The following is a 26653-nucleotide window of genomic DNA, read 5'->3' on the forward strand; positions in this document are numbered from 1 at the left end:
GTCCTCTACGGGGTTACCAGTCGAGCGTCACCGTCAGGGTGTCGGTATAGACACCTGCCGGGACCGCGCGGGTATTCGCCACCACCGAGCCAAATACCGGGATCGGTATCTGCGCACCGCTGGTGACAGCGAAATTGTGTTGTTGACCGATGCTGTAGCTCTGACTGCCGGAGGCATCGAGAAACAACTGATAGGGAATGGTCTGGCGGCCGTTGCTCAGGCGCCGGGTGTTGCCGTCACCATGGGCGCCACCGTCGATGCTGACGGTGAAACCGGTGACCGAAGGGTTGCAGGCGACATTCAGTCTGCCACTGCTGTCACCATCGAGACTGGCCTTGATCGGTGCGTTCCAGGTCGGGCCCTGAAGTCCGAAGTCAAGCTTGCCCAGATCGCTGACCGGGCTGGCGGGGTCGCTGGTGTTGGTCACTTCGCAGCCGGCAATGAGGATCAGCCGCGCATGAATCTGCCCGCTCACCGCCGCTTGTGCGTCGTTAGCGAGTAACGCGAGCGTACCTGCCGCCACGACCATCCAGTACTTGCCTGTCATTGTGTCCGTCCCTGCTCCTTGAGGAATGGCTCAACCACCACGTTCATTGCTGAACACCTTCCTTGCACAATCCGCATCCGGCGGATTGCCAATCACAACCTGGCGATCACCAGGTCACCGTCACCTTGACCAGGTCCGAATAACGACTGACCTTCGGAACCTCCGCCAGGCGCTCGATCCGCGCATACAACGGCAGCTCCACGGTGCCCGTGTCCGGCACTCGACCGCTGACGGGTACATCCACCACCAGTGGCACACGACGCGCGGCGTCCTGATACAAGCGGTACGGAATCGGCTTGCTGTCAGCCGCCCCGGCCATGTAACGGACTTCCCCGACACCGCCGTGCAAACCGCCATCGACGCGCAACTGATAAGGCGTGTCCGGGTTGCATTCCAGGCGCGGCAGCCGTTGATTGGTCAAGGCCGCTCCGAGTGGCCCGGCCGGGTCGTCGAGGCGCGCGGTACTGCCGAAATCAAGCACGCCGAGCTGCTCGATACCGGCCTCGCGCTGCTGGCCGATCAACTGGCAGCCGCGCTGCACATCGACACGTACCTCGACCTGAAGATCCGCCGCGTACACGGGTGCAACACACGCACCCAGCAGGCCTATGACCACCCGTAGATTCACTAGCCGGTTCCTTGTCAGCGATCACTTGCGTTGTCGTTACTGTGTTTCAGGTTAGCAACGGACGGCGATTGCGCCAGTCGATTGGATCCATGGACAGAGCGGGATATGTTTCGAAAGATTGGCAACAGGCCGAATTATCTCGCTGAAAATAGCTGTACGGGCCGCACAATATTGTTCACTGACCGCCCACTTTCCAGCGGCGGCACTGGAGCGTCCGTTGCACGTCTGGTTACACTGTGCCGCCGCGCTCCCGGGCGCCGGATTGATGACTCGGAGTGACGCAGCGTGCCCGCCCAACCACCGAAACGATCACGCCTGACTCAGCGCTGGCCGGCGTTGCGCCGCCTGTTCGGCAGAGGCCTGCCCGCCAGCACGGGGCATGACGCCAGTGCGCAGTCGATCCGCGATTACTTCGGCAACAAGGCCCGCAGCCAGGGCTACACCCTCAGCCATGCCCAGCAGCGAGTGATCGATTGCATGGCGCAGCAGGCCAGCCTGCTGTTCGGCGCGTCAACGCACACCCCGCCGAGCCTTTATCTGTACGGAGCGGTCGGACGCGGCAAGAGCTGGTTACTGGATGGCTTTTTTCAGGCACTGCCGATCACGCAGAAGCGGCGCCTGCATTTCCATGAATTCTTTGCGCAACTGCATCAGGGCATGTTCCGCCATCGCCGGGAGGACGATGCCTTGGCCATCACCCTCGACGAGCTGTTGCAGGACTGTCGGGTGCTGTGTTTCGACGAGTTTCACGTGCATGACATTGGCGATGCGATGCTCATCACGCGGTTGTTCAAGGCGTTGTTCCAGCGCGGCATTCTGCTGTTGCTGACCTCCAACTATCCGCCTCAAGGCTTGCTGCCCAATCCGCTCTATCACGCGCGTTTCAAACCGGTGATCGAGCTGATCAACGCACGCATGCAGGTCATGGAAGTGGGCGGCCCGCACGACTACCGCACTCTGGCGCACAACCATGCGCATCAACTGTTCACTCAGGGCCAATACGTGTGGCCAGCCACGTCAGCGCAGCGTCAGGCCTTGAGTCTGCCAGCAGAGAATGCGCCAGCCATTTCGTTAGTGGTCGGCAATCGGCCGTTTCAGGCGCGGCTGCATGACGATCGACGTGTGGTTTTTACCTTCGCCGATCTGTGCGAACAGCCGACGGCCGTGGTGGATTATCTGGAGTTGTGTCGGCGTTTCGACCACTGGATCATCGACCACCTGCCGCTACTGGACGGGTGCTCGATCGCCACACAACAACGCTTCATCAACGTGATCGACGTGCTTTACGACCAGGACAAACATCTGACATTGCTGGGGCGACTGCCGCTGCACGAAAGCCTGGCGGGCGACGCCATCGACCTGGCCCGCACCCGCAGCCGACTGGGCCAGTTGCAGCACCTGACAACCACCGCACACTACTTGTAGGGTTTCAGCGCAGTTTCGCACTCGGGTCTGCGCCGGGCAGGCATCTGCCGTTATGATGTCGCCCATTCTCAGCGACCCTCTATTGCGAATACCTTCATGCATACCCTTGCTCAATTGCGCGCCGGCGAATTGTCGGGCATTACACGGCTGGATCTGGCCTGTGGCCTGACCGAGTTCCCGTCGCAGATCTTCGACCTGGCCGACACCCTTGAGGTGCTCAATCTCAGCGGCAACGCCTTGAGCAGCCTGCCGGATGATCTGCACCGCCTGACCCGGCTGCGTGTGCTGTTCTGCTCCGACAACCAGTTCACCGAACTGCCAGCCTGCCTCGGCCAATGCGCTGCGCTGAGCATGATCGGCTTCAAGGCCAACCGCATCGTCGAGGTGCCCGGCGCAGCGCTGCCGCCCTTACTGCGCTGGCTGATCCTCACCGACAACTGCATCGAAACCCTGCCGGACGAACTCGGCGAGCGCCCTTACCTGCAAAAACTCATGCTGGCGGGCAATCGCCTGCAATCGCTGCCCGTATCTTTAAGCGGTTGTCATCGCCTGGAACTGATCCGCATCGCCGCCAACCACCTCACCGAGTTGCCCCCGGCGCTGCTGACATTGCCGAGCCTGACGTGGCTGGCCTACGCGGGTAATCCGCTGGAAACCGAGGCCGATGCCGCCGCCCTTGAAGCCACACCGCTGATCGACTGGTCGGCGCTGCGTCTGGAGCAACAACTGGGCGAAGGCGCCTCCGGGGTGATTTCCCGGGCGATCTGGCAACTCGCCGACGGCTCGCAGCAGCCGGTCGCGGTGAAACTGTACAAAGGCGAGATGACCAGCGACGGCTCACCGCTGCACGAAATGAACGCCTGTATTACCGCAGGATTGCACCCGAATCTGATTCGCGTGGAAGGTCGTATTCATGGCCATCCCGACGGCCAACAGGGTCTGGTGATGCAACTGATTGATCCGAGCTTTCACAACCTCGCGGCATTGCCGAGCCTGGCGTCATGCTCGCGGGATGTCTATGCCGAGGATTGCCGCTTCACCGCCGAGGTGGCGCTGAGCATTGCCAAGGGCATCGCTGCGGCCGCCGAGCATCTGCATCAGCAAGGCATCACCCACGGCGATCTCTATGGGCACAACATTCTGTTGAACGATCAGGGTGAGTGTTTACTGGGGGATTTCGGCGCGGCGTCGTTTCATGCCACCACGGACAGCGTCGAAACACGCGCGCTGCAACGCATCGAAGTAAGGGCGTTCGGGATTTTGCTTGGGGAACTGCTGGCGCGGATCGACTCGGGGTTGAGCGATGAGCAGCGTGTGCTGCTGGAAGCGCTGGAGCAGCGCTGCTGTCAGGCGGATGTGCTGGCGCGGCCGGGGTTCAGTGAGGTCGTGCAGCAGTTGCAAAATCTCTGATTAATACAACACCTGTGGCGAGGGAGCTTGCTCCCGCTCGGCTGCGCAGCAGTCGTCGCTTTGGGACGGCTTCGCCATCCAGCGGGAGCAAGCTCCCTCGCCACAGGTCAGTTTTGAAACAAATCAGCCAGCCAGACCGACGAACATATCCTGCACGTCGTCATGGTTGTCGAGGCCTTCAAGGAACGCTTCGACTTCAGCCATCTGCTCATCGCTCAAGCCGCTGACCGGGTTCTTCGGCTGGTAGCCCAGCTTGGCCGACAGCACGGTGAAACCTTGTTCCGGCAGGGCTTTCTGCACAGCATCGAGGTCGGTCGGATCGGTCAGGAACAGGGTCGCGCCCTCTTCACCGGGTTCAAAATCCTGGGCACCGGCTTCAATCGCGGCCATTTCCGGATCGGCGTCCGGGGTGTCCGGCGACGCTTCGATCATGCCCACATGGTTGAAGTCCCAGGCCACCGAGCCCGAAGCACCCAGTTGCCCTTTGCGGAACGCCACGCGGATTTCCGCGACGGTGCGGTTGATGTTGTCGGTCACGCACTCGACGATCAGCGGCACCTGGTGCGGGGCAAAACCTTCGTAGGTCACGCGATGGTATTGCACGGTTTCGCCCAACAGACCGGCGCCTTTCTTGATGGCGCGATCCAGGGTTTCCTTCGGCATCGAGGCTTTCTTGGCCTGTTCGACCACCAGACGCAGGTGTGCGTTGGTGGTGGTATCGGCACCGTTGCGGGCAGCAATGGTGATTTCTTTCACCAGTTTGCCGAAGATTTTGCCCTTGGCGTTGGCTGCCGCTTCTTTGTGTTTAACCTTCCACTGTGCGCCCATTACTCACTCTCTTGATCTGTGGCGCCGAGACATCTATTGGCCGACGCGTGCCGGCCAGTTTATACGGCCTAAAGTCGGCAATCGACCAAAAAAATCCGATGGGGAATCGACTTCTTCACCAGAGCTTGTAGGGCGATTCTGAAAACCCCCTTTGACATGACCATTCAGCGCTGGGGTTTCGTACCCTCTGAGACCCGTATTGCCTGACAGAGCCTGTGCGAATGCTCAATGACAAGGAAAGTCCGTTCACCCTCACCCTGACTGATAGCGGATTGTGCCTGCCGGTATTGCGCTTTCACGGCGAGGAAGCGCTCAACCAGCCCTATCGCTTCGACATCGAACTGATTGGCCTGGCGCCCGCCGTGACGCCAGGCGCATTGTTGCAGCAACCCGTGTTTCTGCGCCTGGACGACCAGCATGGGATTCACGGCGTGGTCCACAGTGCCAGCTGCGAACACCGCGGTACTCACCGGATCGGCTATCGACTTGTCGTGGTGCCGGCCCTGCAAAAGTTGGCGCAACCGAGCAAACGGCGTGTGTTCGTGCAACTGAGCGTGCCGCAGATCCTGCAGCAGTTGCTCGCGGAAAATACCCTGCCCGGCGATGGCTATCGGATTGAAATGACCGTGGGCCACTACCCCGCACGGCCATTCTGCATCCAGTTCGACGAAAGCGATCTGGCGCTGCTGCACAGGCTTTGTGAAGAGGAAGGCATCCATTATCACTTTGAACACCGGGCGGACACTCACGTAGTCGTGTTCGCCGATGACAGCTTGAGCCTGCCGCAGGAACCGGCGCTGCTGCCGTTCACCGATGATGCGCAAGCGCCAATGCCCAGTGTCAGCGCGTTGTACCAGCATCACCACGCCGCGCCCATTGCGACGCTGCATGCCGTGCGCAATCGAGGGCCGCAGGCAAGCAGAGAAGCGGCCGCCAATCAGACCCCGCCCAATGCGCAAGCAACCCTGCCGTCACTGGAACAACGCCACAGTGAACAACGCAGTCGTCGCCACCTGGAGCGCCAACGTTGCCAGCACCGTTCGATCAATGGTCGCAGCGACTGCATCGGTTTACTCAGCGGACATTTGCTGCAGGTGACGGAGCACCCGATCAACAGCTTCAACGAACAATGGCGGATCACCTCCATCCGCCACCAGGGTCAGCACCCATCGATTCTTGACCCGCGTCCGAGCGAACATCGCTATCACAACGACTTCACCGCTCAACCCTGGTCAAGCGACTTCCGCCCGCCGCTCAAACAACCGCGCCCCGGCATCGCCGGCTACCATCTGGCGCAAGTGCTTGGCGCAACGGGGCAACCGGCACGACTCGATGAACAAGGGCGCGTCGCCGTCAGATTGTGGCCTGCGCAACCGTCGTCAACCGCCGATAGCGATGCAATCTGGCTATCTGTCGCCATGACCCGAGCCAACGGCCGAGTCGCCCCCGATGACTTGCCTTGTGCAGGCAGTGAGGTATGGGTGAGTTTTCTTGATGGCGATCCGGACCGACCGATTCTATGCCTGGGCACCCAGCGCAATCCGCCGCCGCACAAAACACCGCCCCTGCACGACGACAGCTTATTGCTCGACTGGCTGCTCAATCAGCCGCACTCCCTGTAGGCGCCGTCAGCCCTTGTCGGCCTTGCCCGCCGCCGCTGCAAATTTCGCCAGGCGTACGTCCAGATGCCGGGGGCGCCGGCCATGATCTTCGGCGCGCTCCTTGCGGCGGATGGCGTTGCGCACCATCAGCGAGCCGAGGTAACGGATCGGCTCCGGCGGAAAATACCCCAGCGGCCCGTTGACCAGTGGCGAGCGGGTCCACGGGTTATCCAGGCCCTGCACCAGCGACGCGAGAATCTGCCCGCCCATGTGACACGGGCCGACACCACTGCCGGAGTAACCAAAGCCGTAAAACACATTGCCGCTATTGCTCATCTGGCCAAAGAACGGCAAACCGGTGACCGAGCGATCCGAGGGCCCGTTCCACGTCGCATCGATTTTTACTTCGGCAAACGCCGGGAAAAAGTCGCCGAGACTGCGCTTGAGCAAGCCCGCATACGGCGATGGCTGATCGAACACCGGCAGCATTCGCCCGCCATAGGCAAAGGTGTTGCCGCCCTTGCCGAGCATGATCCGGCCGTCAGCGGTGTTGTGGTAGTAGTGCACGAAAATCCGCGAGTCGAGTACGGTGACGCCACTGGTCAAACCGATGTCCTGCAACAGATCCGGACGCGGTTCGGTGATCAGCATGTCGCTGGAGACAATCGCCACACTGCGTTCGAACTGTGGAAAGGCACGGGCCATCCACGCGTTCATCGCCAGCACTACACGGTCGGCGATGACATTGCCGTTCGCCGTCTGGATCCGCGCCGGGCGCCCTTCTTCGAGGCCGGTCATCGCCGTGTTTTCGTGGATTTTTACCCCCAATTGCAACGCCACCCGGCGCAATCCGCGCACCAGTTTGCCCGGTTGCACACTGGCCGCCGCTGGCGAAAACCAGCCTTCCAGATGCTTGCTCGACCCGGCCATGCGCTGCACATCGGCGACCGGACGTTGGCTGAACGAGTTGATGCCGTTGCGCTCAAGCGCCGCGATCACTGCATCTGTCGAGCCGACCTGCGCCTGATTGGTCGCGGTGTACAAGGTGCCGTCGAGACGGTATTCGGCATCGACGCCGTACTGCTCGCAGAACTCGCCGATGGCGTGAATGCTGCGCTCGGACTCCTTGACCAGCCGCACTGCTTCCTCGACACCGAACAAGCGCTCGAGGGTGAAATACTTGGCCGACCACGACAGCGCACAGCCGCCATTGCGGCCACTGGCGCCGGCGCCGCAGATGTCGGCCTCGATCAACAGCACATCGAGTTCGGGGTTCTGTTGCTTGAGCATGATTGCCGTCCACAACCCGGTGTAACCACCGCCGACGATGCACACATCGGTGCGGACTTCGCCTTGCAGAGGTGGGCAAGTCGCCGACGTATCGGCCTGCAAGGCCTGCTCCAGCCAAAACGGTCTCATGGGTTTTCTCCAGTCAGTGGGCCACGGCACAGCCTGCCGCGAACGCCGCAGCAGGCCACGAGGCAAGGGTTTTCAGGTACGCAGCGGTTTGATCGTCAGCCGGCAATTGGGAATTGAGGCGCGCGGCTCCATCAGGCCAACCGGGCGGCTGTTCCAGTGTGGAATCAGCACCAGCGCCGAGAACAGCGCGCAACCGGCGAAGACGATGAACACCGTCACCGAATCGAAGTACCCAGGCAGCAAGCCACCGAGCACCGCGCCGACCGAGCCGCAGCCGTTGACGAATCCGGCCGCCGTGGCGCCCGCCTTGGCTTTGCCGAAGTCGATGGCGGCCGCGCCGCTGATCATCGAGTCCGGGCCGTAGAGGGTCAGGCCCATGACAAACAGCAGCGCCACCACCAGCAACACGCTGCCGGTGTGTAACGCGCCCATGAACAACGCCAGCGTCACGGTCAGTGCCAACAGACTCAGCACGCAGGCCGGCATGCGCCGGGCGCCGAAAAGTTTGTCCGAAGCCAGACCGATCATGATTGGCCCGAGCAACCCGGCCAGTTCAAAAGACGTGGGAATGATCGCCGCGCCAACCTTGCCGACGCTGGGCATTTGCTCGAAAACGATCACAGGCCCCCACAACAGAATCGCGTAACGCGCCGGTTTCAGCATGAAATACGCAAGACCGAGCACCAGCACCGTGCGGTTGCGCAGGATCTCCTTCAACGGCTCCCACACACTGAGTTTACTGTTGGCTTCGGCCTCTTCAGCACTCAGTTCCGGCTCCGGTTCCACCGCTGGCAGGCCGACGTCTTCCGGTTTGTCGCGCTGGAAGATAAAGAACAGAACAGCCACCACCGCCACCACCACCGCGCTGGAGATAAACGCCGCGTGCCAGGTACCGACCAGCGTGTACGCCCACCAACCGGCGAATGGCGACGCCACCAGACCGCCAAAGGCGTAGCAGGAACTCCACAACCCGAGCACGCGCCCGCGCTGCTCGGAAGGGAAAAAACTGCCCAGGTTTTTACACAAGCCCGACCATCCGGTGGACTGCGCCAACCCCTGGATCAACATGCAGGTGGCGAAGATCGGCAACGTCGCAAAACTGCCCATCACCAGCGCCGCCGCCGCGGAGATCAGCAAGCCACCGAGCACCACGACCCGTGGGCCAAAGCGGTCGGCGAGCATGCCCCAGGTGAATTGGCCGATGGCATATGCCGCCAGATAGATCGCATCGAGGTTGGCCATGGCCATCTTGTCGAGCATGAACGTCGGGTCTTCGCCGATGCCCAGTTTGGCCACCGAGAACGCTTTGCGAGTGAAGTAGAAAGCGGCGTATGCAAGCCAGGTGATCGCGAAAATCTGCATGCGCCAACGCGCAATGGTGCCGATGTGCTTGTTCATGGTGGTTCTGACCTCAGGGTGTGAGTGTGCCGGCAGAATCGTTGAGTAAACGCCTGTGTTTTTTATTGTTGAGCACTGCGATATCACCCCATCCCTATGGCGATACCGGTCAGATGAGTCCTGCTTTTGCACACGCAGGCTCATCGCCAACCCTGCTGTCCGAGCGGGCAGTCAGCGATGGCGTGAGCGGATCAAAGCAATTACTGTTTAATAAATAAAATCGATTTATCGTATTTCACACATAAGCTCAGCTTGTTACTGACCGTTTAATCAGGAGCCACCATGTCTGTCTCCCACGCTCAGCTCAAAGCGTTTCATGCCGTGGCCGTACACGGAAGCTTCACCAAAGCCGCCGAGCGGCTTTTCCTCACGCAACCGGCGATTTCCGACCAAGTGCGCAAACTGGAAGAACGCTTCGGCGTTCTGCTGTTTCATCGCAATAAACGTTCGGTACGCCTGACGGATCTGGGCGAGCGCTTGCTGGCGATCACCCAGCGCCTGTTTGTGATTGAAGCCGAAGCACAGGAATTGTTGCAGGAGTCCCAGGCCTTGCAGACCGGCAGCCTGATTCTGGCGGTGGATGCGCCGGTGCATGTGCTGCCGCAGATCGCGCGATTTTGCGAGCGCTATCCGGGGATCAGCGTGAAGATCGAGACCGGCAACACCGATGAATCACTGTTTCGGCTGTTCAACTATCAGGCCGATCTGGCGCTGCTGGGCCGCGATGTCAGTGATGAGCGCTTGCTCTGCGTGCCACTGCGCAACGATCCGATGGTGGCGTTCGTGTCGCGCAATCATCCGTGGGCCGAACGCGAGTCGATCTGTCTGGCGGACCTCGACGACACGCCGCTGGTTTTGCGCGAACATGGTTCGGTGACGCGGCAGACGCTGGAAGAGGAAATGGCCCGGGCCGGATTTCGCATACGCCCGGCCATTCAGGTCGAAGGCCGGGAAGCGGCACGCGAGGCGGTGGTGGTGGGGATTGGTGTCGGGGTGGTGTCGGCGGCGGAGTTTGGTGCGGATTCGCGGGTGTGCGCATTGCCGATCATCGATTGCACTCGGCGCTTGACCGAGACACTGGTGTGTTTGCGCGAGCAGAGTTCGCGGCGGGTGGTGGCGACTTTCCTGGAGATGGTCCGCGAGAGTCTTGTGTAATCAGAACCTGCCCCATCGCTGGCAAGCCAGCTCCCACAGGGATTCAGCCGTTCACACATTTTGTGTACACCAGAAAAACCTATGGGAGCTGGCTTGCCAGCTCCCATAGGGATTCAGCCCGTTCACACATTTTGTGTACACCAGAAAAACCTGTGGGAGCTGGCTTGCCAGCGATGAATGCGCCACGGTGTATCAGACTGGTGCGAGACCAAAAAAAGCCTGAATCAAGCGCAACTCCCGTCGCCGCTCCATGCAGCCGATCATGTGTCGATTGACCAAGCCCTCGCCAATAATCGGAATCGCCACCACTCGCGGGTCATGGCTGATTTCCACCGAGGACACCACGCCCACCCCCAGTTCTGCCGCCACCGCTTCCGTTACTGCCTCGCGGCTGTCCAGTTCCAGCAACACCCGTGGCTGGATCGAAGCCTGCGTACAGGCCTGGTCAAACGTGCGCCGGGTAATCGAACTCGGCTCACGCAGCACCATGATCACTTGATCCAGCTCTTTGAGTTTCACCTCTGAAGCGCGCGCCGCCCACGGATGCCCTGCCGGCACCAACGCGCAAATTCGTGACTCGCTCAACGCCTGCAAATGCAGACCTCTACGCGGTTCGACTTCGGTCAGCACGGCCACGTCGGCGTGTTCGGATAACAGCGCCGCCAGGGTTTCCTGCGCGTTGCCCAGCCGCAGATTGACTGTGATCCCCGGATAGCGTGCACGCAGACTGGCAAGCATCGGCATCACCATGTGCGGGCCATCCGCCGCCACTTCCAGCCGCCCGGTGAGCAATTGCCGGTTGGCTTCGAGCATCGTCTGCGCTTCTTCCGCCAGCCCGAACATCGCCCGGGTAATGGCCGCCAGTTTGGTGCCCTCCTCCGTCAGTTCGACCCGTCGCGCAGTGCGTCGCAGCAGGGTGATCTGGTAGTGCTCCTCCAGCGCCTTGATGTGGCCGGTGACCGCCGGCTGGCTGATAAAAAGACGCGCGGCGGCACGAGTAAAGCTGCCCTCGCGGGCCACGGCATCAAAGGCGCGGAGCTGGAACAGATTCATGAATAACTCTCACTGATGGCTGGCATAACAACAAACAATTTGATTGATGCAACGGCGAATTGCAACGTATGCCCCGTAGCTTCATCCCCCAGCGCAATCCGAGGACACACGAATGAGTATCGCCGAACCCATCCTGCTCACTCCCGGCCCGTTGACCACTTCGGCCCGCACCCGCCAGGCGATGATGGTCGACTGGGGGTCATGGGATGACCGCTTCAATCAACTGACCGCCAGCCTTTGCGAACAACTGCTGGCGATCCTCAATGGCGCCGCGACCCATGAATGCGTGCCCCTGCAAGGCAGCGGCACCTTCGCGGTTGAAGCGGCCATCGGCACACTGGTGCCACGCGACGGCAAAGTGCTGGTGCTGATCAACGGCGCTTATGGCAAGCGTCTGGCGAAGATCTGCGAAGTGCTCGGCCGATCTTTCAGTACCTTCGAAACCGCTGAAGACGAACCGACCACCGCTGCTGACGTCGATCGTCTGCTGCGCGCCGACGTCTCCATCACCCACGTCGCCTTGATTCACTGCGAAACCAGCACCGGCATCCTCAATCCGTTGCCAGAGATCGCCCAGGTTGTTCAGCAACACGGCAAACGTCTGATCATCGATGCCATGAGTTCCTTCGGCGCACTGCCGGTGGATGCGCAGCACGTGCCGTTCGATGCGCTGATCGCCGCGTCCGGCAAATGCCTGGAAGGCGTGCCGGGGATGGGTTTTGTTTTCGCTCGCAAAGAGTCGCTGGCTGCGGCGGCCGGCAATTCGCATTCGCTGGCGATGGACCTGTTCGACCAGCACGCCTACATGAAAAAAACCGGCCAGTGGCGCTTCACTCCGCCGACCCACGTGGTCGCGGCGCTGCACGAAGCCCTGCTGCAATACAACGAAGAAGGCGGCCTGCCGGCACGGCACGCGCGCTACGTCGCCAACTGTCAGGCCCTGATGGAAGAGATGGGCAAGCTGGGTTTGCGCAGCTTCCTGCCGGCGGCCATTCAGGCGCCGATCATCGCCACGTTTCATGCACCGAAAGATCCGCGTTACCAGTTCAAGGATTTCTACGAACGGGTCAAGGCCAAGGGTTACATCCTCTACCCCGGCAAACTGACCCAGGTCGAAACCTTCCGCGTTGGCTGCATTGGTCACGTCAGCCCGGACGAAATGCGCCAGGCCGTCGCGGCAGTGGGCGAAGTACTGCGCGAGATGGAAGTCCTCGAAATCTGATCCGACTTGATCCCTGTGGGAGCGGGCTTGCCCGCGATAGCGGTATGACATTCAGCATAAATGTCGACTGAAAGTGCCCCATCGCGGGCAAGCCCGCTCCCACAGGATCGCCGAACCTTTTGAATAGCTTGTTCTCATAGGAATCTTTGCCATGAACTACACCAACCCAACCCAGCTGCAAGCCGCCATCCTCGACTGGGCCGGCACCGTGGTCGATTTCGGCTCGTTCGCACCCACGCAGATTTTCGTCGAAGCCTTTGCCGAGTTCGACGTCCAAGTCTCCATCGAAGAAGCCCGCGGGCCAATGGGCATGGGCAAGTGGGATCACATCCGCACTCTGTGCGATCAGCCACAAGTCGCCGAGCGTTATCGCAAAGCGTTCGGCCGCACCCCGACCGACGATGACGTCACCGCCATCTACAACCGCTTCATGCCCCTGCAAATCGAGAAAATCGCCGAGCACTCGGCGCTGATTCCCGGCGCGCTGGAGACCATTGCCAACCTGCGCCAACAGGGCATCAAGATCGGTTCCTGCTCCGGCTACCCGAAACAGGTGATGGACAAAGTCGTGGCGCTGGCCGCCAGCAACGGCTACGTCGCCGATCACGTAGTCGCCACCGACGAAGTACCCAATGGTCGCCCATGGCCGGCGCAGGCACTGGCCAACGTGATTGCCCTGGGTATTGACGATGTCGCCGCTTGCGTGAAAATCGACGACACCGTCCCGGGCATCCTCGAAGGCCGTCGCGCCGGGATGTGGACCGTGGCGCTGATCTGTTCCGGCAACGCGTTGGGGCTCGATTACGCCGGTTTCCGTGCGCTGGGCAGCGACGAACTGGCCAGCGAGCGCAAGCGCATCCACGCCCTGTTCGAAAGTTCGCGCCCGCATTACATGATCGACACCATCAGCGATCTGCCGGAAGTGATCGCCGACATCAACAAGCGTCTGGGCAATGGCGAGATGCCGCAATCGAGTTGATCACCGTCTGAGCTCAAAGCCAAAACGCCAGTGTCTGCCCGACACTGGCGTTTTTTTATTGTCCATCCCCCTGACCCAGCGCATTGAAAGGCCGATCAGTCTCAAGCAAATCCGCCAAAGCGAATTACAGTTAAGGCATGCCGTCGCGCAAGAACGGCTGTTTTCGACCCGGATCTGTGAGGAAACACCGTATGCCGTGGACAAGCTCCGAATCTCGCTACAGCACCGTATCGGTTCTGCTGCACTGGCTGATGCTGGTGTTGTTGGTGCTGGTGTACGCCAGCATGGAATTGCGCGGCCTGTTCCCCAAGGGCAGTGGAGGGCGCACGCTCATCAAGGAAGCCCACTACATGCTCGGCCTGACCGTGTTCGTGCTGGTGTGGTTTCGCCTGCTGGCCCGCAGCGTCGGCCCCGCCCCGCAGATTTTTCCTGCTTCGCCGCAATGGCAAACCGTGCTGGCTCGACTGATGCACTGGGCGCTGTACCTGTTCATGATCAGCATGCCGATTCTCGGCTGGTTGATCACCAGCGCCGAAGGGCATCAGGTGATGTTCTACGGGTTTGATCTGCCGCTGCTGGTGGGTGAGGACAAAGCGTTCGCCAAACAAGTGGAAGGCTGGCACGTGCTGATCGCCACTATCGGTTACTGGCTGATCGGGCTGCACGCGCTGGCGGGGATCTATCACCATTACGTGGTGAGGGATAACACGCTGTTGCGGATGATGCCCAAACGCGGCTGAAACGCTTTTGGAACATGCTGGATTCCCTGTGGTGAGGGGATTTATCCCCTCGCCACAATAAATCCCCTCATGACAGAGATACGCTGCAATCAGGGGACGCGGTCGAATCCCCGTCGCCCCTGCAATCCGCCGGTATGCACGAAAATCAGCCGAGTGCCGCTGGCAAATCTGCCCGCCTCGACGTGGCTCTTTAGCGCCAGCAACGCCTTGCCGGTGTAAAGCGGCTCCAGCAGCATACCGCTCGCCTGCTGGCTACGGTCGATAAACTCAAGCAGCCCGGCATCGACCTTGGCAAAACCGCCACGACTGGCATCAATCAATTCATACCCTGTATTGGCCATTCCAGCTTCGTGGAGGACTGCCTTGATCTGAGGCGCCACCCCATGATCCTCCGGCACCGCCAGCGCGCCATACACCGGATGCGCACCCGCCTCCGCCAGCACCAGCCCCGCCAAAGTGGTTCCGGTGCCACATGCGAGCCACCATCCGTGGTAATCGCTCCAGCCGAGATTCGCCAATTGCGCGTCCACCTGAAGCTTCAGCGCCGCGCAGCCCAACGCCCCCGGCAATCCACCGCCGCCCTCTGGCACCGCAAACAGCGTCGGATATTGCGCCTGCCACGGTGCCCAGAACCCCGGTTCATGCCGCGCCCGATAACCGCCGTAACCCAGCCAATGCAGCTGCATGCCGAACGCCTGCAAATCCCTCGCCGTGGGCGTTTCCTGCGCATGCCCACGCAATAGCCCGACCGTTTTGAAGCCTAGCCGTTTGCCCGCCGCCGCTAGCGCATGCAGATGATTGGAATGTGCGCCGCCGAGGCTGATGATGCCTTCGGCACCGGCCCGTTCGGCAGCCTTGAGATGCTCGGTGAGCTTGAACCACTTGTTGCCGCTGATCAGCGGATCGATCTGATCCAGGCGCAGGATCGCCACTTCAAGATTGGCGGCAGTGAGCCAGTCCAGATGAAGTGGTTCGAGGGGGGCTTGGTGTAGCCAATCGGAGGGAGGCAAAAACATGAGCGGCGATTCGATCTGGACAGAGCCAGCATTCTAGTCGCTCATAAGCAGCCATCGCGAGCAGGCTCACTCCTGCATTTGAAATGCGTCCACCTGTAGGAGTGAGCCTGCTCGCGATAGCCATTGGCACGCTAGGCCTGGGAAATCAGAGTTCGGCCGCCAGACGCGAGCCCTGGTTGATCGCCCGTTTGGCATCCAGCTCGGCCGCGACATCCGCACCGCCGATCAGGTGCACGTTCTGCCCGGCCTCCACCAGCCCGTCGTGCAGCTCACGCAACGGATCCTGGCCCGCGCAGATCACAATGTTGTCCACCGCCAACACCTGCGGCTCGCCGGTTTCGCCGATACGGATGTGCAGGCCTTCGTCGTCGATGCTCAGGTATTCAACGCTGTTGAGCATCTGCACCTGCTTGTTCTTCAGACCTGTGCGATGAATCCAGCCGGTGGTCTTGCCCAGACCGTCGCCGACCTTGGTTTTTTTGCGCTGCAACAGGAACACTTCGCGGGCCGGTGCATGTGGCTCAGGTTTGATCCCGGCGACACCACCCCGTGCCTCAAGGTGAGTGTCGATGCCCCACTCCTTCCAGAACGCGGCGCGATCCTGGCTGGTGGCCACACCTTGATGGACAAGGAATTCCGACACATCGAAACCGATACCGCCAGCGCCAATCACCGCGACACGCTTGCCGACCGGCTTGCGCTCAAGGATCACGTCGAGATAGCTCAATACCTTGGCATTCTCGACGCCCGGAATCGCCGGCACACGCGGCGCAATACCGGTGGCGAGGATGATCTCGTCGTAACCGCCTTCCACCAGTTTCGCCACATCGACGCGGGTGTTCAGGCACACCTCGACATGGGTGGTCTGCAACTTGCGTTTGAAGTAGCGCAGGGTTTCAAAAAATTCCTCTTTGCCCGGCACACGCTTGGCGATGTTGAACTGGCCGCCAATCTCACTGGCCGAATCGAACAAGGTCACCTGATGGCCGCGCTCGGCCGCCACGGTGGCGGCGGACAACCCGGCAGGGCCGGCACCGACCACGGCGATTTTCTTGATCTGCTGCACCGGCAAATAGTTAAGCTCGGTTTCGTGGCAGGCACGCGGGTTGACCAGGCAACTGGTGAGCTTGCCGCCGAAGGTGTGGTCGAGGCACGCCTGGTTGCAGCCGATGCACGTATTGATTTCGTCGGCACGGCCTTCGGCAGCCTTGTTGACGAAGTCCGGGTCGGCGAGGAACGGCCGCGCCATCGAAACCATGTCGGCATCGCCCTCGGCCAGAATCTGCTCGGCGATTTCCGGGGTGTTGATGCGGTTGGTGGTGATCAGCGGAATGTTCACCGAACCGCGCAGCTTGGCCGTGACCTTGCTGAATGCCGCACGCGGCACTTTGGTGGCGATGGTCGGGATCCGCGCCTCGTGCCAGCCGATACCTGTGTTGATGATGGTCGCGCCTGCCTGCTCGATGGCTTTGGCCAGGGTGACGATCTCGTCCCAGGTGCTGCCGCCCTCGACCAGATCGAGCATCGACAGACGGAAGATGATGATGAAGTTCGGGCCGACCGCTTCGCGGACGCGACGCACGATCTCCACCGGCAGGCGCATACGGTTTTCGTAGCTGCCACCCCAACGGTCGGTGCGGTGGTTGGTGTGCGCGGCGAGGAACTGGTTAATGAAATAACCTTCCGAGCCCATGATCTCGACGCCGTCGTACTCGGCGGTCTGCGCCAGTACCGAACAGGTGACGAAATCGCTGATCTGCTTTTCGATGCCTTCCTCGTCCAGCTCTTTGGGCTTGAACGGATTGATCGGCGCCTGAATCGCACTTGGCGCAACTTGTTTCGGGCTGTAGGCATAACGTCCGGCGTGGAGGATCTGCATGCAAATCTTGCCGCCCGCTTCATGCACCGCGCGGGTGACGATGCGGTGCTTGAGCGCTTCTTCCTCGGTAGTCAGCTTGGCCGCGCCGGAATACACGCCGCCCTCATCGTTCGGGCCGATACCGCCAGTCACCATCAGGCCGACGCCGCCACGGGCACGTTCGGCAAAGTACGCCGCCATGCGCTCGAAGCCGCCCGGTTTCTCTTCAAGACCAGTGTGCATCGAGCCCATCAGGGTGCGGTTGCGCAGCGTGGTGAATCCCAGGTCCAGCGGGGCCAACAGGTGCGGGTAATGAGCGGTGGTCATCGGTAACTCCACAACGAGCGATCACGGAAAAATTGCGGGAGTTCTGCGTCCCCCGTCAGTCATGTTCGACAGACTAAGAGTCGCATCGCTGTCACTCAATGACCGTAACTGACAAGTTAATGATCAAAATGCGCAGCGCCCCTTGGCAACCAGCGCCATGGGCCCTACCCTAGTCGCCACACCCTGTACCCGGCTGTTGTTGGTTTTCATGCGCAAACTTCTGTACCTGTTTTTCTCCATGGCCATCGTGGCCACCCTGACCACCTACGCCATGTGGGCGGCAGACCGGCCGGCGGGACATTACCTGTCGGACTTGCGCATCAAACTGGCGGTCGACCAAGGCACACCGGCCGACCGTGGCAATCTGCTGGGCATTCAGCCCGAACTGTTCCCTACCGATTATCAGAGCCCCGAGCGCCTGCACCGCAAACTCGCGGCCTATCTGCAGCAAGCGCAGGATCAGGGCCTGTTGAACGACAAAACCGTGGTGGTGTTGCCGGAACACATCGGCACCTGGCTGATGATCAGCGGCGAGAAAGATGAGTTGTATCAGGCGCCAAGCCTCGCCGAAGCGATGAACTGGCTGGCGGCGAGCAATCCACTGTTATTCGCCCGCGCCTGGCTCAGCGCCAAGGGCAGCGACCGCGTCAACGACGCGCACCTGCGCATGAAGTCGCGATCCATGGCCAAGGATTACCAGGCCCTGTTCGGTGGTCTGGCCAAGGAATTTCAGGTGACGCTGGTAGCCGGCTCGATCGTGCTGCCCGAGCCCAGCATCCGTGATGGTCAGCTAAAACCCGGCAGCGGCGCGCTCTATAACAGCAGCGTGGTATTCGGTCGCGACGGTGTGCCCCTCGGCCAACCGCAACGGCAGATGCATTCGGTGTTCGATCAGCGTGATGTGATTCAGGCCGGTGAACAGACAATCAACGTCGTCGACACCCCGGCCGGGCGCCTCGGCGTGCTGATCGGCAGCGACAGCTGGTATCCGGACAACTATCGCAAACTCGACGAGCAAGGCGCGCAATTGGTTGCGGTACCGGCGCAGGTGTTTGGCCATGGCACGTGGGACAAGCCGTGGCGTGGCTATAAGGGGTCGAGCACACCGAGTTCGGTCAGCCTCAAGCCCGGTGAGGTCAGCGAAGGTCAGGCATGGCATCGCCTGACCCTGACCGCGCAACCGCCCAGCAGCCGCGCGATTGCCGGCATGAGCGTGTTTCTGCGCGGGCAGTTCTGGGACCTGTCGAGCTCCGGTCAAAGTTTTCTCAGCAGCAACGGTCAGCAGTTCGCCGATGGCGAAGCCCGTGGCGCCCGTTTGCTGAATATCTGGTTGTAAATGATGAAGCCGCTACCGATGCGCCTCGGGGATCTGTCGGTAGGTTTCGTGCATAGCCTCGCCGATGCCGTGCGCAGTCATGGCACCGATCCCCAGCCGCTGCTTGAGCAATACGGTCTGGATGCCGCTCGTTTGGCCGAGGCCGGAGCACGGCTGTCGATTCCGCGTTATATGCGTCTGGGCCATAGCGCGATTCAACTGACGGACGATCCGGCATTGGGCCTGCGCATGGGCCAGCTCAGCCGATTGAGCCAGGCGGGACTGGCCGGTGTGACCGCCGCGCAGGCGCCGACGGTGCGTGAAGCGGCCCGCTGCCTGATCCGTTTCGAGCCGTTGTACGGTTCCAATTATCGCGGCCAGTCGAGTTTCCACGAAGACGCCAACGGTGCTTGGTTGCGCTTCTATTCGATCAGCCCGTACAACGCCTACAACCGCTTTGTGGTGGACTCGATCATCGCTGGCTGGTTGCACCAGTTATCCAGCGTCGGTCGCGAACCATTGCGCGCCGAGCGCATCGACATCGAATTCGATGAACCGGAATATCGCGATGCCTATGCAACCCTGGGAGATAACCCGATTCAGTTCGGCGCCGAACGCAACCAATTGCGCCTGAGCCTGAGCAGCCTCGCCCAGCGCAACCCCGAGCACTGCCCGAGTACCTGGCGGCACTTGCTGCAACTGTGTGAACGGGAACTGGAACAACTGACCCGCACCCGCAGCCTGCGCGAACGCATCACGCAATTGCTCGGGCCTTTGCTCAACGGTGGGCGGGAACCGGATCTGGAGGAAGTGGCAGCACGCCTGAAGCTGCCGACCTGGACCTTGCGGCGCAAACTGGCCGAGGAAGGCACACAGTTTCGCGCGATCCTCAATGACACTCGGCGTGATCTGGCGATGACCTACATCCGCGACACAGAACTGGCGTTCGGCGAGATCGCTTACCTGCTGGGGTTTGCTTCAGCCGAAGCGTTCCAGCGAGCGTTCAAGCGCTGGAGCAGCCAGACGCCTGGCGAATTCCGCCGCAGTCATCGCAAAACAGCGTGAAGCTGCGAGTTACTAGCGGCTAGCTGCAAGCAAAAGATCAAAGCTCGGTCGCATCTTCCGCAGGCTCTGGCGGATCCAGCTCAAAGGCCTGGTATTCGAGCAGTTCTTCTTGATAGTCGTCCATTGTGTATTCCCCTACTGCTCTCTTCGTTTGTGTCCCGAGCATATCTTGCCCGTATGAAGGAATAGTGAAACGCGACCTTCATGGATAAAACGTCGCAGGCGGTCAGGAATTTATCATGGGATTTTTCAAGAAGACCTGAAACCACTGTGGGAGCGAGCTTGCTCGCGAAAGCGTCGGCACATACGACATCGATGTGACTGATCAACCGCTTTCGCGAGCAAGCCCGCTCCCACAGGAGGGTGCCCGGCTCTGGCTTATTGGCCGTTGGCAGGCAACGCCGGAATCGGCTCGGACGGCGGTGGGATGTTCGTCGGATTAGCCGGTGGCGTGATGGTTTCCGTGGTCGGCGCAGGTTCTGCGCTTGGTGCCGGAGTGATCGGCGTAGCGTCCACTGGCGGCGCAACCGGTTCGGAACTGACCGGGGCGGTCTCGACGGGAGCTGGTGCGGTCACGGCCGGGGCTGCCGGTGCAGGAGCGGTTTCAGCAGCCGGCGCCAGATTCGCCGGAGCCGCTTTCGGCTCAGGTACGCCCAGGTCGGTCTTGGGTTTCTCTTCGATGTGCGCCGCTTTCTTCGTCTCTGCCGGCAAGAACTGCTCGACCAGGGTAAAGAAGCGCTCATAGAACTTCTGCGCCGTCACCGTTTCACTGGCGACCTTGACCATCGAATCGTCCGACGAGCCGATCGGCATCGACACCGAGCCGAGCACACCGACACCCAGACTGGCCGAATTGTTGGTCTTCTTCAGTGCGTAGCGATCCTGCAGGGCGTTGGCGAACACCGTGGCGTGATGCTTGCCACTGGCATCTTCGGCACAGACCACGTTGAAACTGATTTCCAGGTGCGTTTCGCCGGTCTGCTGGAAGCTCTTGTGGCCGCTGACCAGTTTCGGGTCGCTGCTGGTGATGATGTAGCCCTGACTGAGCAACGCCCGGCGTGCCGCTTCGCAACTGGCGGTGTCAGTCACCGGATAATTGCGCGAGAACGTACCGGAGTCATCGAAGTTTTCATGCTCATACATCGGCTTGTCTTTCGAACAGCCGGCAACAGCGGTCAACAACAGCGCCAACCCGACAACACGCATGGGAGTGGAAATCAACATTGAACATCCTGAGGGAAAACAGTCCGGGGCGTATTGTGCAACAGATCGTGACCCCGCGGCGTATGGATTAGTGTCTTAAAACGGTTACAACTCTATCGACCTTCGGCGTCGGGAAAAAGTCGCCTCGATAAATGATCGATGAAAAACCGCAATTTGGCGGTGGCATGGCGGCTCGACGGCCACAAGACCCAAAACTGCCCGGTGTGCTCCAGATACGCGTCCAGCACCCGCTGCAGGCGTCCCTGCGCGACCGCTTCATGGGTCATGAAATCCGGCAGGCAGGCAATGCCCATGCCGGCGAATGCCGCGTGGGCAACGGCCTCAATGGACGTGCTGACCAGCCGCGCCGGCAATATCGGCTCTGCGGTGAAGGGTTCTCTACGCAAGGGCCACGGCTCCAGTTTGCCGGTGGCATGGAAGGTGTGGCGTAAACATGCGTGAGTCGCCAGCTCGGTGGGGGTTTGTGGCACACCGCGTTGCTGCAAATAAGCCGGGCTGGCCACCAACACCATATGAAACTCGCCCAACGGTCGTGCCATCAGCCGTGAATCACGCGGCTTGCCGGTACGGATGACGGCATCGAAACCCTCCTCCACCACGTCGACCATGCGATCAGTCAGATCCAGATCCAGTTCGATCTGTGGGTACAGCGTCATGAATTCGTTCATGACCGGCATCACCAGCCCATGCACCTGCGGCAGGCTGATCCGCAACTTGCCGTGGGGCTGCGAAGCGGCATCGCACAGCTCGAACTCAGCCGCCTCGACCTCGGCGAGGATCTTGCGGCAACGCTCGAGAAACAGTGCGCCCTCGCTGGTCAGCGTGACACTGCGTGTGGTGCGATGAAACAGCCGTACGTTCAGCCGCGCCTCAAGTCGCGCAATGCTTTTACCCACCGCCGAAGACGACACCCCTTGCAACCGGCCAGCCTCAGTAAAACTGCGCGTTTCGGCGACCTGAACAAACACCGAAATACTGCCCAGGCTATCCATACCAACCCTCCATTGACGACATCCATGTCCGATATGTTCGGAACCATAACCTGTTTTTCGCCAATGCGCAGCGCTCTACCCTGTGTCCCTCGTCAACTCTGCACAGGGATGCTGGCTCATGAACGACGCACCACTCACCTGCACTACGCTCGATAATCCATCCGCAACCGGCGAACGCTTACCGCTCGCCGCGTTACTGGCGCTGGCGACCGCCGGTTTCATCACAGTAATGACCGAAGCCATGCCGGCCGGCCTGTTGCCACAAATGAGCAGCGGCCTGAATGTCTCTCAAGCGCTGATCGGGCAACTGGTCACGCTCTACGCCATCGGCTCGATCGTCGCCGCCATACCGCTGACCATCGCCACTCGCGGCTGGCGTCGCCGACCACTGCTGCTGTCCGCCATCGGCGGCTTTGCCATTGCCAACAGCATTACCGCCGTGTCTGAGCTGTACTGGCTGACCCTGACTGCACGGTTCATCGCCGGCGTGTTTGCCGGCCTGCTCTGGGCCCTGCTCGCCGGATACGCAAGCCGAATGGTCGCCCCACACCTGCAAGGTCGCGCGATCACCGTGGCCATGCTCGGCGCACCGATTGCACTGTCCCTGGGAATCCCCGCCGGCACCCTGCTCGGCACCCTGATTGGCTGGCGTCTGAGCTTCGCAATCATGACCGCATTGACCGTGCTGCTGGTGATCTGGGTACGCTGGCAAGTGCCAGACTTCCCAGGCGAGCGTGCCGGCAAACGCCTGCCACTGCGTCAGGTCTTCACCCTGCCAGGCGTGCGACCGGTGCTGTTCGTAACCCTGTCCTACGTGGTTGCACACAATCTTCTGTACACCTACATCGCGCCATTCCTGCAACCGTCAGGATTGGGCGGTGAAATCGACCGGGTGTTGCTGGCATTCGGCGTGGCGTCAGTACTGAGCCTGTGGATCGTCGGCAGCCTGATCGACCGCTGGCTGCGCGAACTGGTGCTGATCAGCGCAATCCTCTTCATGCTTGCAGCCATCGCCCTGGGCATCTGGCGCGAATCGCCAAGCGTGGTCTACATCGCCACAGCCGTGTGGGGACTGGCATTCGGCGCCATGCCCTCGCTGCTGCAAACCGCTTCAGCGAAAGCCGCGAAGGACGCCGCCGACACCGCCCAGTCGATGCTGGTCACGCTGTGGAATGTCGGCATAGCCGGAGGTGGACTGGCGGGTGGACTGCTGCTGGACAGCGTGGGGGTCGAGCACTTTCCGTGGATCGTCGCGGTGCTGCTGGTCTCGACCTTCTATGCCGCTACCAATGCCCGACACCATGGCTTTCCACGAGCGGCATAATGCTCAATGGTTTAAATACCCTCGCAACACCCGACCGGATATCCCCCGGCGATGCCGAGATTCCCTGTGTAGGGCTGCCGCAGGCCACGATCCTTTGATCATCACAACGTCAAAGTCAAAAGATCGCAGCCTTCGGCAGCTCCTAAAGAGCATGAGAATACCCGCCAGAAATTAGTGGCCGTAACACTGCCTTCGGAAGCAAGTCCCCTCCCACAGTTTGAACCAGGTTCACCAGCCAGAAATTGGTCGGCTGTCAGGCCGCCATCGCTGGCAAGCCAGCTCCCACAAAGAAATGAATACACCCAAAACGCGGCGCATGCCGCCCCACTCAACACAATGAGCGTTAGCTCAAGTACCGCTTTTGACCTTCACCACTCAACACAATGAGCGTTAGCTCGAGTACCGCTCTTGATCTTAAAAGGCCCGTCGGCAGGCTGAGCGGAGGGGTTCATCCGGGGAGGACATCGAGAGGAGGTGCAGCGAAGCAAACCGGAGGCGATGCCCCGGATGAACCCCGGAGCGAAGGGACCCGAGCCACAGCGAGGGCCGTACGTCAGGGTAAAGCCTTTTTGGTTACTTTTTCGGCGTCTGGAAAAAGTGACCCGCCGTAAGGGCGGAACCCTAATCAGCCACACCCACAGCAACGGATCCACCAACAATCACCCGCCCAATAAAAAAGCCCCGACCAATCGGCCGGGGCTCCCTTATCAAATCTCAGTCAAACATCAGAACTTCTTGATGTCAGCCTGACTCTCCAACTGCTTGCGATACGCCGCAAAGTCCTGCTGACCTTCACGCGACGCCAGGAAGCGACGGTACTGAACCTTCTCTTCATCCGTCGGCGCAGCCGCTTCGTTAACGCCATTCAGACGCACGATCATCAGACTGCCATCCGGCAGAGTCACGCTGCTGAACGTCGGTTTGTCCTTGGCAGCCGGTTTCGGCATACGGAACAGCGCTTGCAACACAGCAGGATCAACCCCTTCCTGACCACGAGTGGCCGCTTCAGTGGTTTTCCAATTCTGCCCTTCAACAGCCTTGTCCAGCGGCGCCTTGCCATCGCGCAGATCGGCGATCAGCTTCTCGGCCTTGGTCTTGGCAGCAGCGCTGGCGTGCTCTTTGGTCAGCTGGGTGCGAATCGCCGCACTCACGCTTTCCAGAGGCAGTTGCGCAGGCTTCAGATGCTCCTTGGAGCGCAGCACAATCACAGTTTCCGGATCCAGTTCGATGGCGGTGCTGTTGGCACCTTCATCAATCACTTCAGTGCTGAATGCGGCAGTGACCACGGCACGGTTAGCCGCAACACCTTCACCACCTTCACGGCCAAACGGCTTGGAGGTGTGCACGGTCAGCTTCAGATCCGCCGCTGGCTGAGCCAGGTCAGATGCTTCGAACGCGGAGTCTTCCAGTTGCTTGGTCGCTTCGACGAAACGTTGCTCGACCTGCGCTGCTTTCAACTCGCGGGTCAGCTTGTCTTTCAGGCTGGCCAGCGTTGGCACTTCAGGCGCTTCCACACCCAACAGTTTGATCAAGTGGTAACCGAAGTCGGTGCGCACCGGCTCCGACACCTGATCTTTGGCCAAAGCGTACAAAGCTTTTTCGAAGGCAGGGTCATAGACGCCAGGACCGGCATAACCGAGGTCGCCACCATTGTTGGCCGAACCCGGGTCCTGCGAGAACTCCTTGGCCAGCGCTTCGAACTTCTCGCCCTTGGCCAGACGCGCCTGGACTTCTTCGATCTTCGCTTTGGCCTGAGCTTCGGTGATCTTGTCGTTCACTTCGATCAGAATGTGCGCGGCACGACGCTGCTCCGACAGGTTGGCGATCTCTTTTTGATACGCCGCCTGCAGGTCTTCGTCCTTGACGGCGACCTGATCGAAGAACGAAGACTTCTTCAGCTCTACATAGTCGATGATCACCTGATCCGGAGTCATGAACTCCTTGGCGTGTTCATCGTAGTAAGCCTTGACTTCGTCGTCGGTCAGTTTGACCGCAGCCGGGTCAGCCTTGATGTTCAGCGTAGCGAAATCACGGGTCTGTTTTTCCAGACGGGCGAATGCCATCACTTCGGCGTCAGTGACAAAACCGCTGCCCGCCACACCGGCGCGCAGTTGGCCGATCAGCATTTCCTGAGCCAGCATCTGGCGGAACTGCATACGGCTGTAACCCAGTTGACGGATCACCTGGTCGAAACGCTCGGAGCTGAACTTGCCGTCGACCTGGAATTCAGGTGTCTGCAGAATCACTTGATCCAGCGCGCCTTCGGAGAAAGCGAATTTCGATTGTTCTGCGCCTTGCAGCAGCAGCTTGCGATCGATCAGCCCCTTGAGGGCCGATTCGCGGAGCATTTTCTCGTCAAGCAAAGAAGCATCGAAGTCCTTGCCCAACTGTTGCATCAGCTGACGGCGTTGCATATCAACGGCCTGGCTCAGCTCGTTCTGGCTGATTTCTTCACCGTTGACCTTGGCCGCCTCATTCTTGTGAGTGGCGGCCTGGAAAATGGCGTCGAAACCGGTCAACGCCATCAGCAAAATGATGGCTCCGATAATGGTCTTGGCAATCCAGCCTTGTGAATTGTCCCTGATATTCTGCAGCATGCGTCCCCCAGAAACGGTTGAACTTCAAAATTAGGCAACCGTGGAGCGTGGGTAGAATCCGGATAGAAGAAAGGCGCATCCGAGGATGCGCCTTCTCGTAACTGGCGGAGCGGACAGGGCTCGAACCCTCGATCCCGGCGTTACAGGCAGCTGTTTCAGCCACCTGCGCTACCGCTCCGCTGCCAAGTCAGGCATGACCCCGACCCGGATGGGTAAAAACCTGAAACTTAGTTAACAGCTTCTTTCAATGCTTTACCGGCTTTGAAACCTGGCTTCTTGGCAGCCGGGATTTCCAGAGTCTTGCCGGTCTGAGGGTTACGACCGGTACGAGCCGGACGGTCAGTCACGGAGAAAGTACCGAAACCAACCAGAACAACGGAGTCGCCAGCCTTCAGAGCGCCAGTGACGGATTCGATTACAGCGTCCAGCGCACGGCCAGCAGCAGCTTTCGGGATATCAGCGGATGCAGCGATAGCATCAATCAGTTCCGACTTGTTCACTCTAATTCCCCTTATATCTATTTTGAGATG

The 26653-nt window shown here is 60.5% G+C and carries 22 protein-coding genes; 10 read left to right on the forward strand and 12 right to left on the reverse strand.

Annotated features, from left to right (window positions below):
- Nucleotides 1–13 precede the first annotated feature (13 nt).
- Together ACIONG_RS15890 and ACIONG_RS15895 are read right to left on the reverse strand one after the other, a co-directional pair.
- Nucleotides 14–547: a spore coat U domain-containing protein gene (locus ACIONG_RS15890; RefSeq protein ID WP_401300845.1), complete on the reverse strand. Its 534-nt coding sequence runs from the start codon at nucleotides 545–547 to the stop codon at nucleotides 14–16.
- 106 nt (nucleotides 548–653) lie between these two features.
- Nucleotides 654–1175 carry a spore coat U domain-containing protein gene (locus ACIONG_RS15895; protein ID WP_401300848.1) on the reverse strand — a complete coding sequence of 174 codons (522 nt, stop codon included), beginning with the start codon at nucleotides 1173–1175 and terminating at the stop codon, nucleotides 654–656.
- Nucleotides 1176–1460: 285 nt separating this feature from the next.
- On the opposite strand from ACIONG_RS15895, the gene zapE reads away from it, so the two are divergent.
- Complete coding sequence (gene zapE, locus ACIONG_RS15900) at nucleotides 1461–2600, forward strand: cell division protein ZapE (protein WP_401300851.1); 1140 nt, start codon at nucleotides 1461–1463, stop codon at nucleotides 2598–2600.
- Nucleotides 2601–2696: 96 nt separating this feature from the next.
- The gene (locus tag ACIONG_RS15905) at nucleotides 2697–4010 is read left to right on the forward strand and encodes a leucine-rich repeat-containing protein kinase family protein (protein ID WP_401300854.1); all 1314 of its coding nucleotides are present in this window, start codon (nucleotides 2697–2699) and stop codon (nucleotides 4008–4010) included.
- Nucleotides 4011–4133: 123 nt separating this feature from the next.
- On the opposite strand, the gene ACIONG_RS15910 is transcribed toward ACIONG_RS15905, so the two are convergent.
- A complete protein-coding gene (locus tag ACIONG_RS15910; protein WP_007917279.1) occupies nucleotides 4134–4838 on the reverse strand; it encodes a YebC/PmpR family DNA-binding transcriptional regulator in 705 nt (234 codons plus the stop codon).
- A 221-nt stretch (nucleotides 4839–5059) separates the two neighbouring features.
- Here ACIONG_RS15910 and ACIONG_RS15915 point away from each other — a divergent pair, with 221 nt between their 5' ends.
- Nucleotides 5060–6460, forward strand: coding sequence for a type VI secretion system Vgr family protein (locus ACIONG_RS15915; RefSeq protein WP_401300857.1), 1401 nt, complete (start codon nucleotides 5060–5062; stop codon nucleotides 6458–6460).
- A gap of 6 nt (nucleotides 6461–6466) precedes the next feature.
- Here the strand turns inward: ACIONG_RS15915 and ACIONG_RS15920 are convergent, their stop codons facing one another.
- On the reverse strand, nucleotides 6467–7858 hold the full coding sequence (locus ACIONG_RS15920; RefSeq protein ID WP_212809556.1) for an FAD-dependent oxidoreductase: 1392 nt from the start codon (nucleotides 7856–7858) through the stop codon (nucleotides 6467–6469).
- A 72-nt stretch (nucleotides 7859–7930) separates the two neighbouring features.
- A complete protein-coding gene (locus ACIONG_RS15925; protein ID WP_103305244.1) occupies nucleotides 7931–9256 on the reverse strand; it encodes an MFS transporter in 1326 nt (441 codons plus the stop codon).
- A gap of 282 nt (nucleotides 9257–9538) precedes the next feature.
- On the opposite strand from ACIONG_RS15925, the gene ACIONG_RS15930 reads away from it, so the two are divergent.
- Nucleotides 9539–10411 carry a LysR family transcriptional regulator gene (locus tag ACIONG_RS15930; protein WP_103305243.1) on the forward strand — a complete coding sequence of 291 codons (873 nt, stop codon included), beginning with the start codon at nucleotides 9539–9541 and terminating at the stop codon, nucleotides 10409–10411.
- Nucleotides 10412–10603: 192 nt separating this feature from the next.
- On the opposite strand, the gene ACIONG_RS15935 is transcribed toward ACIONG_RS15930, so the two are convergent.
- Complete coding sequence (locus ACIONG_RS15935; protein ID WP_401300861.1) at nucleotides 10604–11464, reverse strand: LysR substrate-binding domain-containing protein; 861 nt, start codon at nucleotides 11462–11464, stop codon at nucleotides 10604–10606.
- A gap of 112 nt (nucleotides 11465–11576) precedes the next feature.
- On the opposite strand from ACIONG_RS15935, the gene ACIONG_RS15940 reads away from it, so the two are divergent.
- From ACIONG_RS15940 to ACIONG_RS15950, 3 genes are all read left to right on the forward strand, one after another.
- A complete protein-coding gene (locus ACIONG_RS15940; protein WP_212809562.1) occupies nucleotides 11577–12686 on the forward strand; it encodes a 2-aminoethylphosphonate--pyruvate transaminase in 1110 nt (369 codons plus the stop codon).
- A 151-nt stretch (nucleotides 12687–12837) separates the two neighbouring features.
- On the forward strand, nucleotides 12838–13665 hold the full coding sequence (phnX, locus tag ACIONG_RS15945) for a phosphonoacetaldehyde hydrolase (protein ID WP_401300865.1): 828 nt from the start codon (nucleotides 12838–12840) through the stop codon (nucleotides 13663–13665).
- A 191-nt stretch (nucleotides 13666–13856) separates the two neighbouring features.
- A complete protein-coding gene (locus ACIONG_RS15950) occupies nucleotides 13857–14405 on the forward strand; it encodes a cytochrome b (protein ID WP_103305239.1) in 549 nt (182 codons plus the stop codon).
- 89 nt (nucleotides 14406–14494) lie between these two features.
- Here ACIONG_RS15950 and ACIONG_RS15955 read toward each other — a convergent pair whose 3' ends face one another.
- Together ACIONG_RS15955 and ACIONG_RS15960 are read right to left on the reverse strand one after the other, a co-directional pair.
- On the reverse strand, nucleotides 14495–15421 hold the full coding sequence (locus ACIONG_RS15955) for a 1-aminocyclopropane-1-carboxylate deaminase/D-cysteine desulfhydrase (protein WP_401300868.1): 927 nt from the start codon (nucleotides 15419–15421) through the stop codon (nucleotides 14495–14497).
- A gap of 145 nt (nucleotides 15422–15566) precedes the next feature.
- Nucleotides 15567–17606, reverse strand: a complete 2040-nt coding sequence (locus tag ACIONG_RS15960; RefSeq protein ID WP_103305237.1) for an FAD-dependent oxidoreductase — start codon at nucleotides 17604–17606, stop codon at nucleotides 15567–15569.
- Nucleotides 17607–17814: 208 nt separating this feature from the next.
- On the opposite strand from ACIONG_RS15960, the gene ACIONG_RS15965 reads away from it, so the two are divergent.
- Nucleotides 17815–18942, forward strand: coding sequence for a nitrilase-related carbon-nitrogen hydrolase (locus ACIONG_RS15965; RefSeq protein ID WP_401300872.1), 1128 nt, complete (start codon nucleotides 17815–17817; stop codon nucleotides 18940–18942).
- Between the two features lie 3 nt (nucleotides 18943–18945).
- Nucleotides 18946–19986, forward strand: coding sequence for an AraC family transcriptional regulator (locus tag ACIONG_RS15970; protein WP_401300875.1), 1041 nt, complete (start codon nucleotides 18946–18948; stop codon nucleotides 19984–19986).
- 378 nt (nucleotides 19987–20364) lie between these two features.
- Here the strand turns inward: ACIONG_RS15970 and ACIONG_RS15975 are convergent, their stop codons facing one another.
- Complete coding sequence (locus ACIONG_RS15975) at nucleotides 20365–21210, reverse strand: DUF2242 domain-containing protein (protein ID WP_212809572.1); 846 nt, start codon at nucleotides 21208–21210, stop codon at nucleotides 20365–20367.
- 92 nt (nucleotides 21211–21302) lie between these two features.
- Complete coding sequence (locus tag ACIONG_RS15980; RefSeq protein ID WP_401300878.1) at nucleotides 21303–22202, reverse strand: LysR family transcriptional regulator; 900 nt, start codon at nucleotides 22200–22202, stop codon at nucleotides 21303–21305.
- Nucleotides 22203–22320: 118 nt separating this feature from the next.
- Between ACIONG_RS15980 and ACIONG_RS15985 the strand changes: the two genes are divergently transcribed.
- A complete protein-coding gene (locus ACIONG_RS15985) occupies nucleotides 22321–23526 on the forward strand; it encodes an MFS transporter (RefSeq protein ID WP_401300881.1) in 1206 nt (401 codons plus the stop codon).
- A gap of 725 nt (nucleotides 23527–24251) precedes the next feature.
- Here the strand turns inward: ACIONG_RS15985 and ACIONG_RS15990 are convergent.
- A complete protein-coding gene (locus tag ACIONG_RS15990; RefSeq protein ID WP_103305232.1) occupies nucleotides 24252–26123 on the reverse strand; it encodes a SurA N-terminal domain-containing protein in 1872 nt (623 codons plus the stop codon).
- A gap of 227 nt (nucleotides 26124–26350) precedes the next feature.
- Nucleotides 26351–26623, reverse strand: coding sequence for an HU family DNA-binding protein (locus ACIONG_RS15995; RefSeq protein WP_003183171.1), 273 nt, complete (start codon nucleotides 26621–26623; stop codon nucleotides 26351–26353).
- Nucleotides 26624–26653 lie beyond the last annotated feature (30 nt).

It is taken from the genome of Pseudomonas sp. NPDC087817 (assembly GCF_044742875.1).
Classification (GTDB): domain Bacteria; phylum Pseudomonadota; class Gammaproteobacteria; order Pseudomonadales; family Pseudomonadaceae; genus Aquipseudomonas.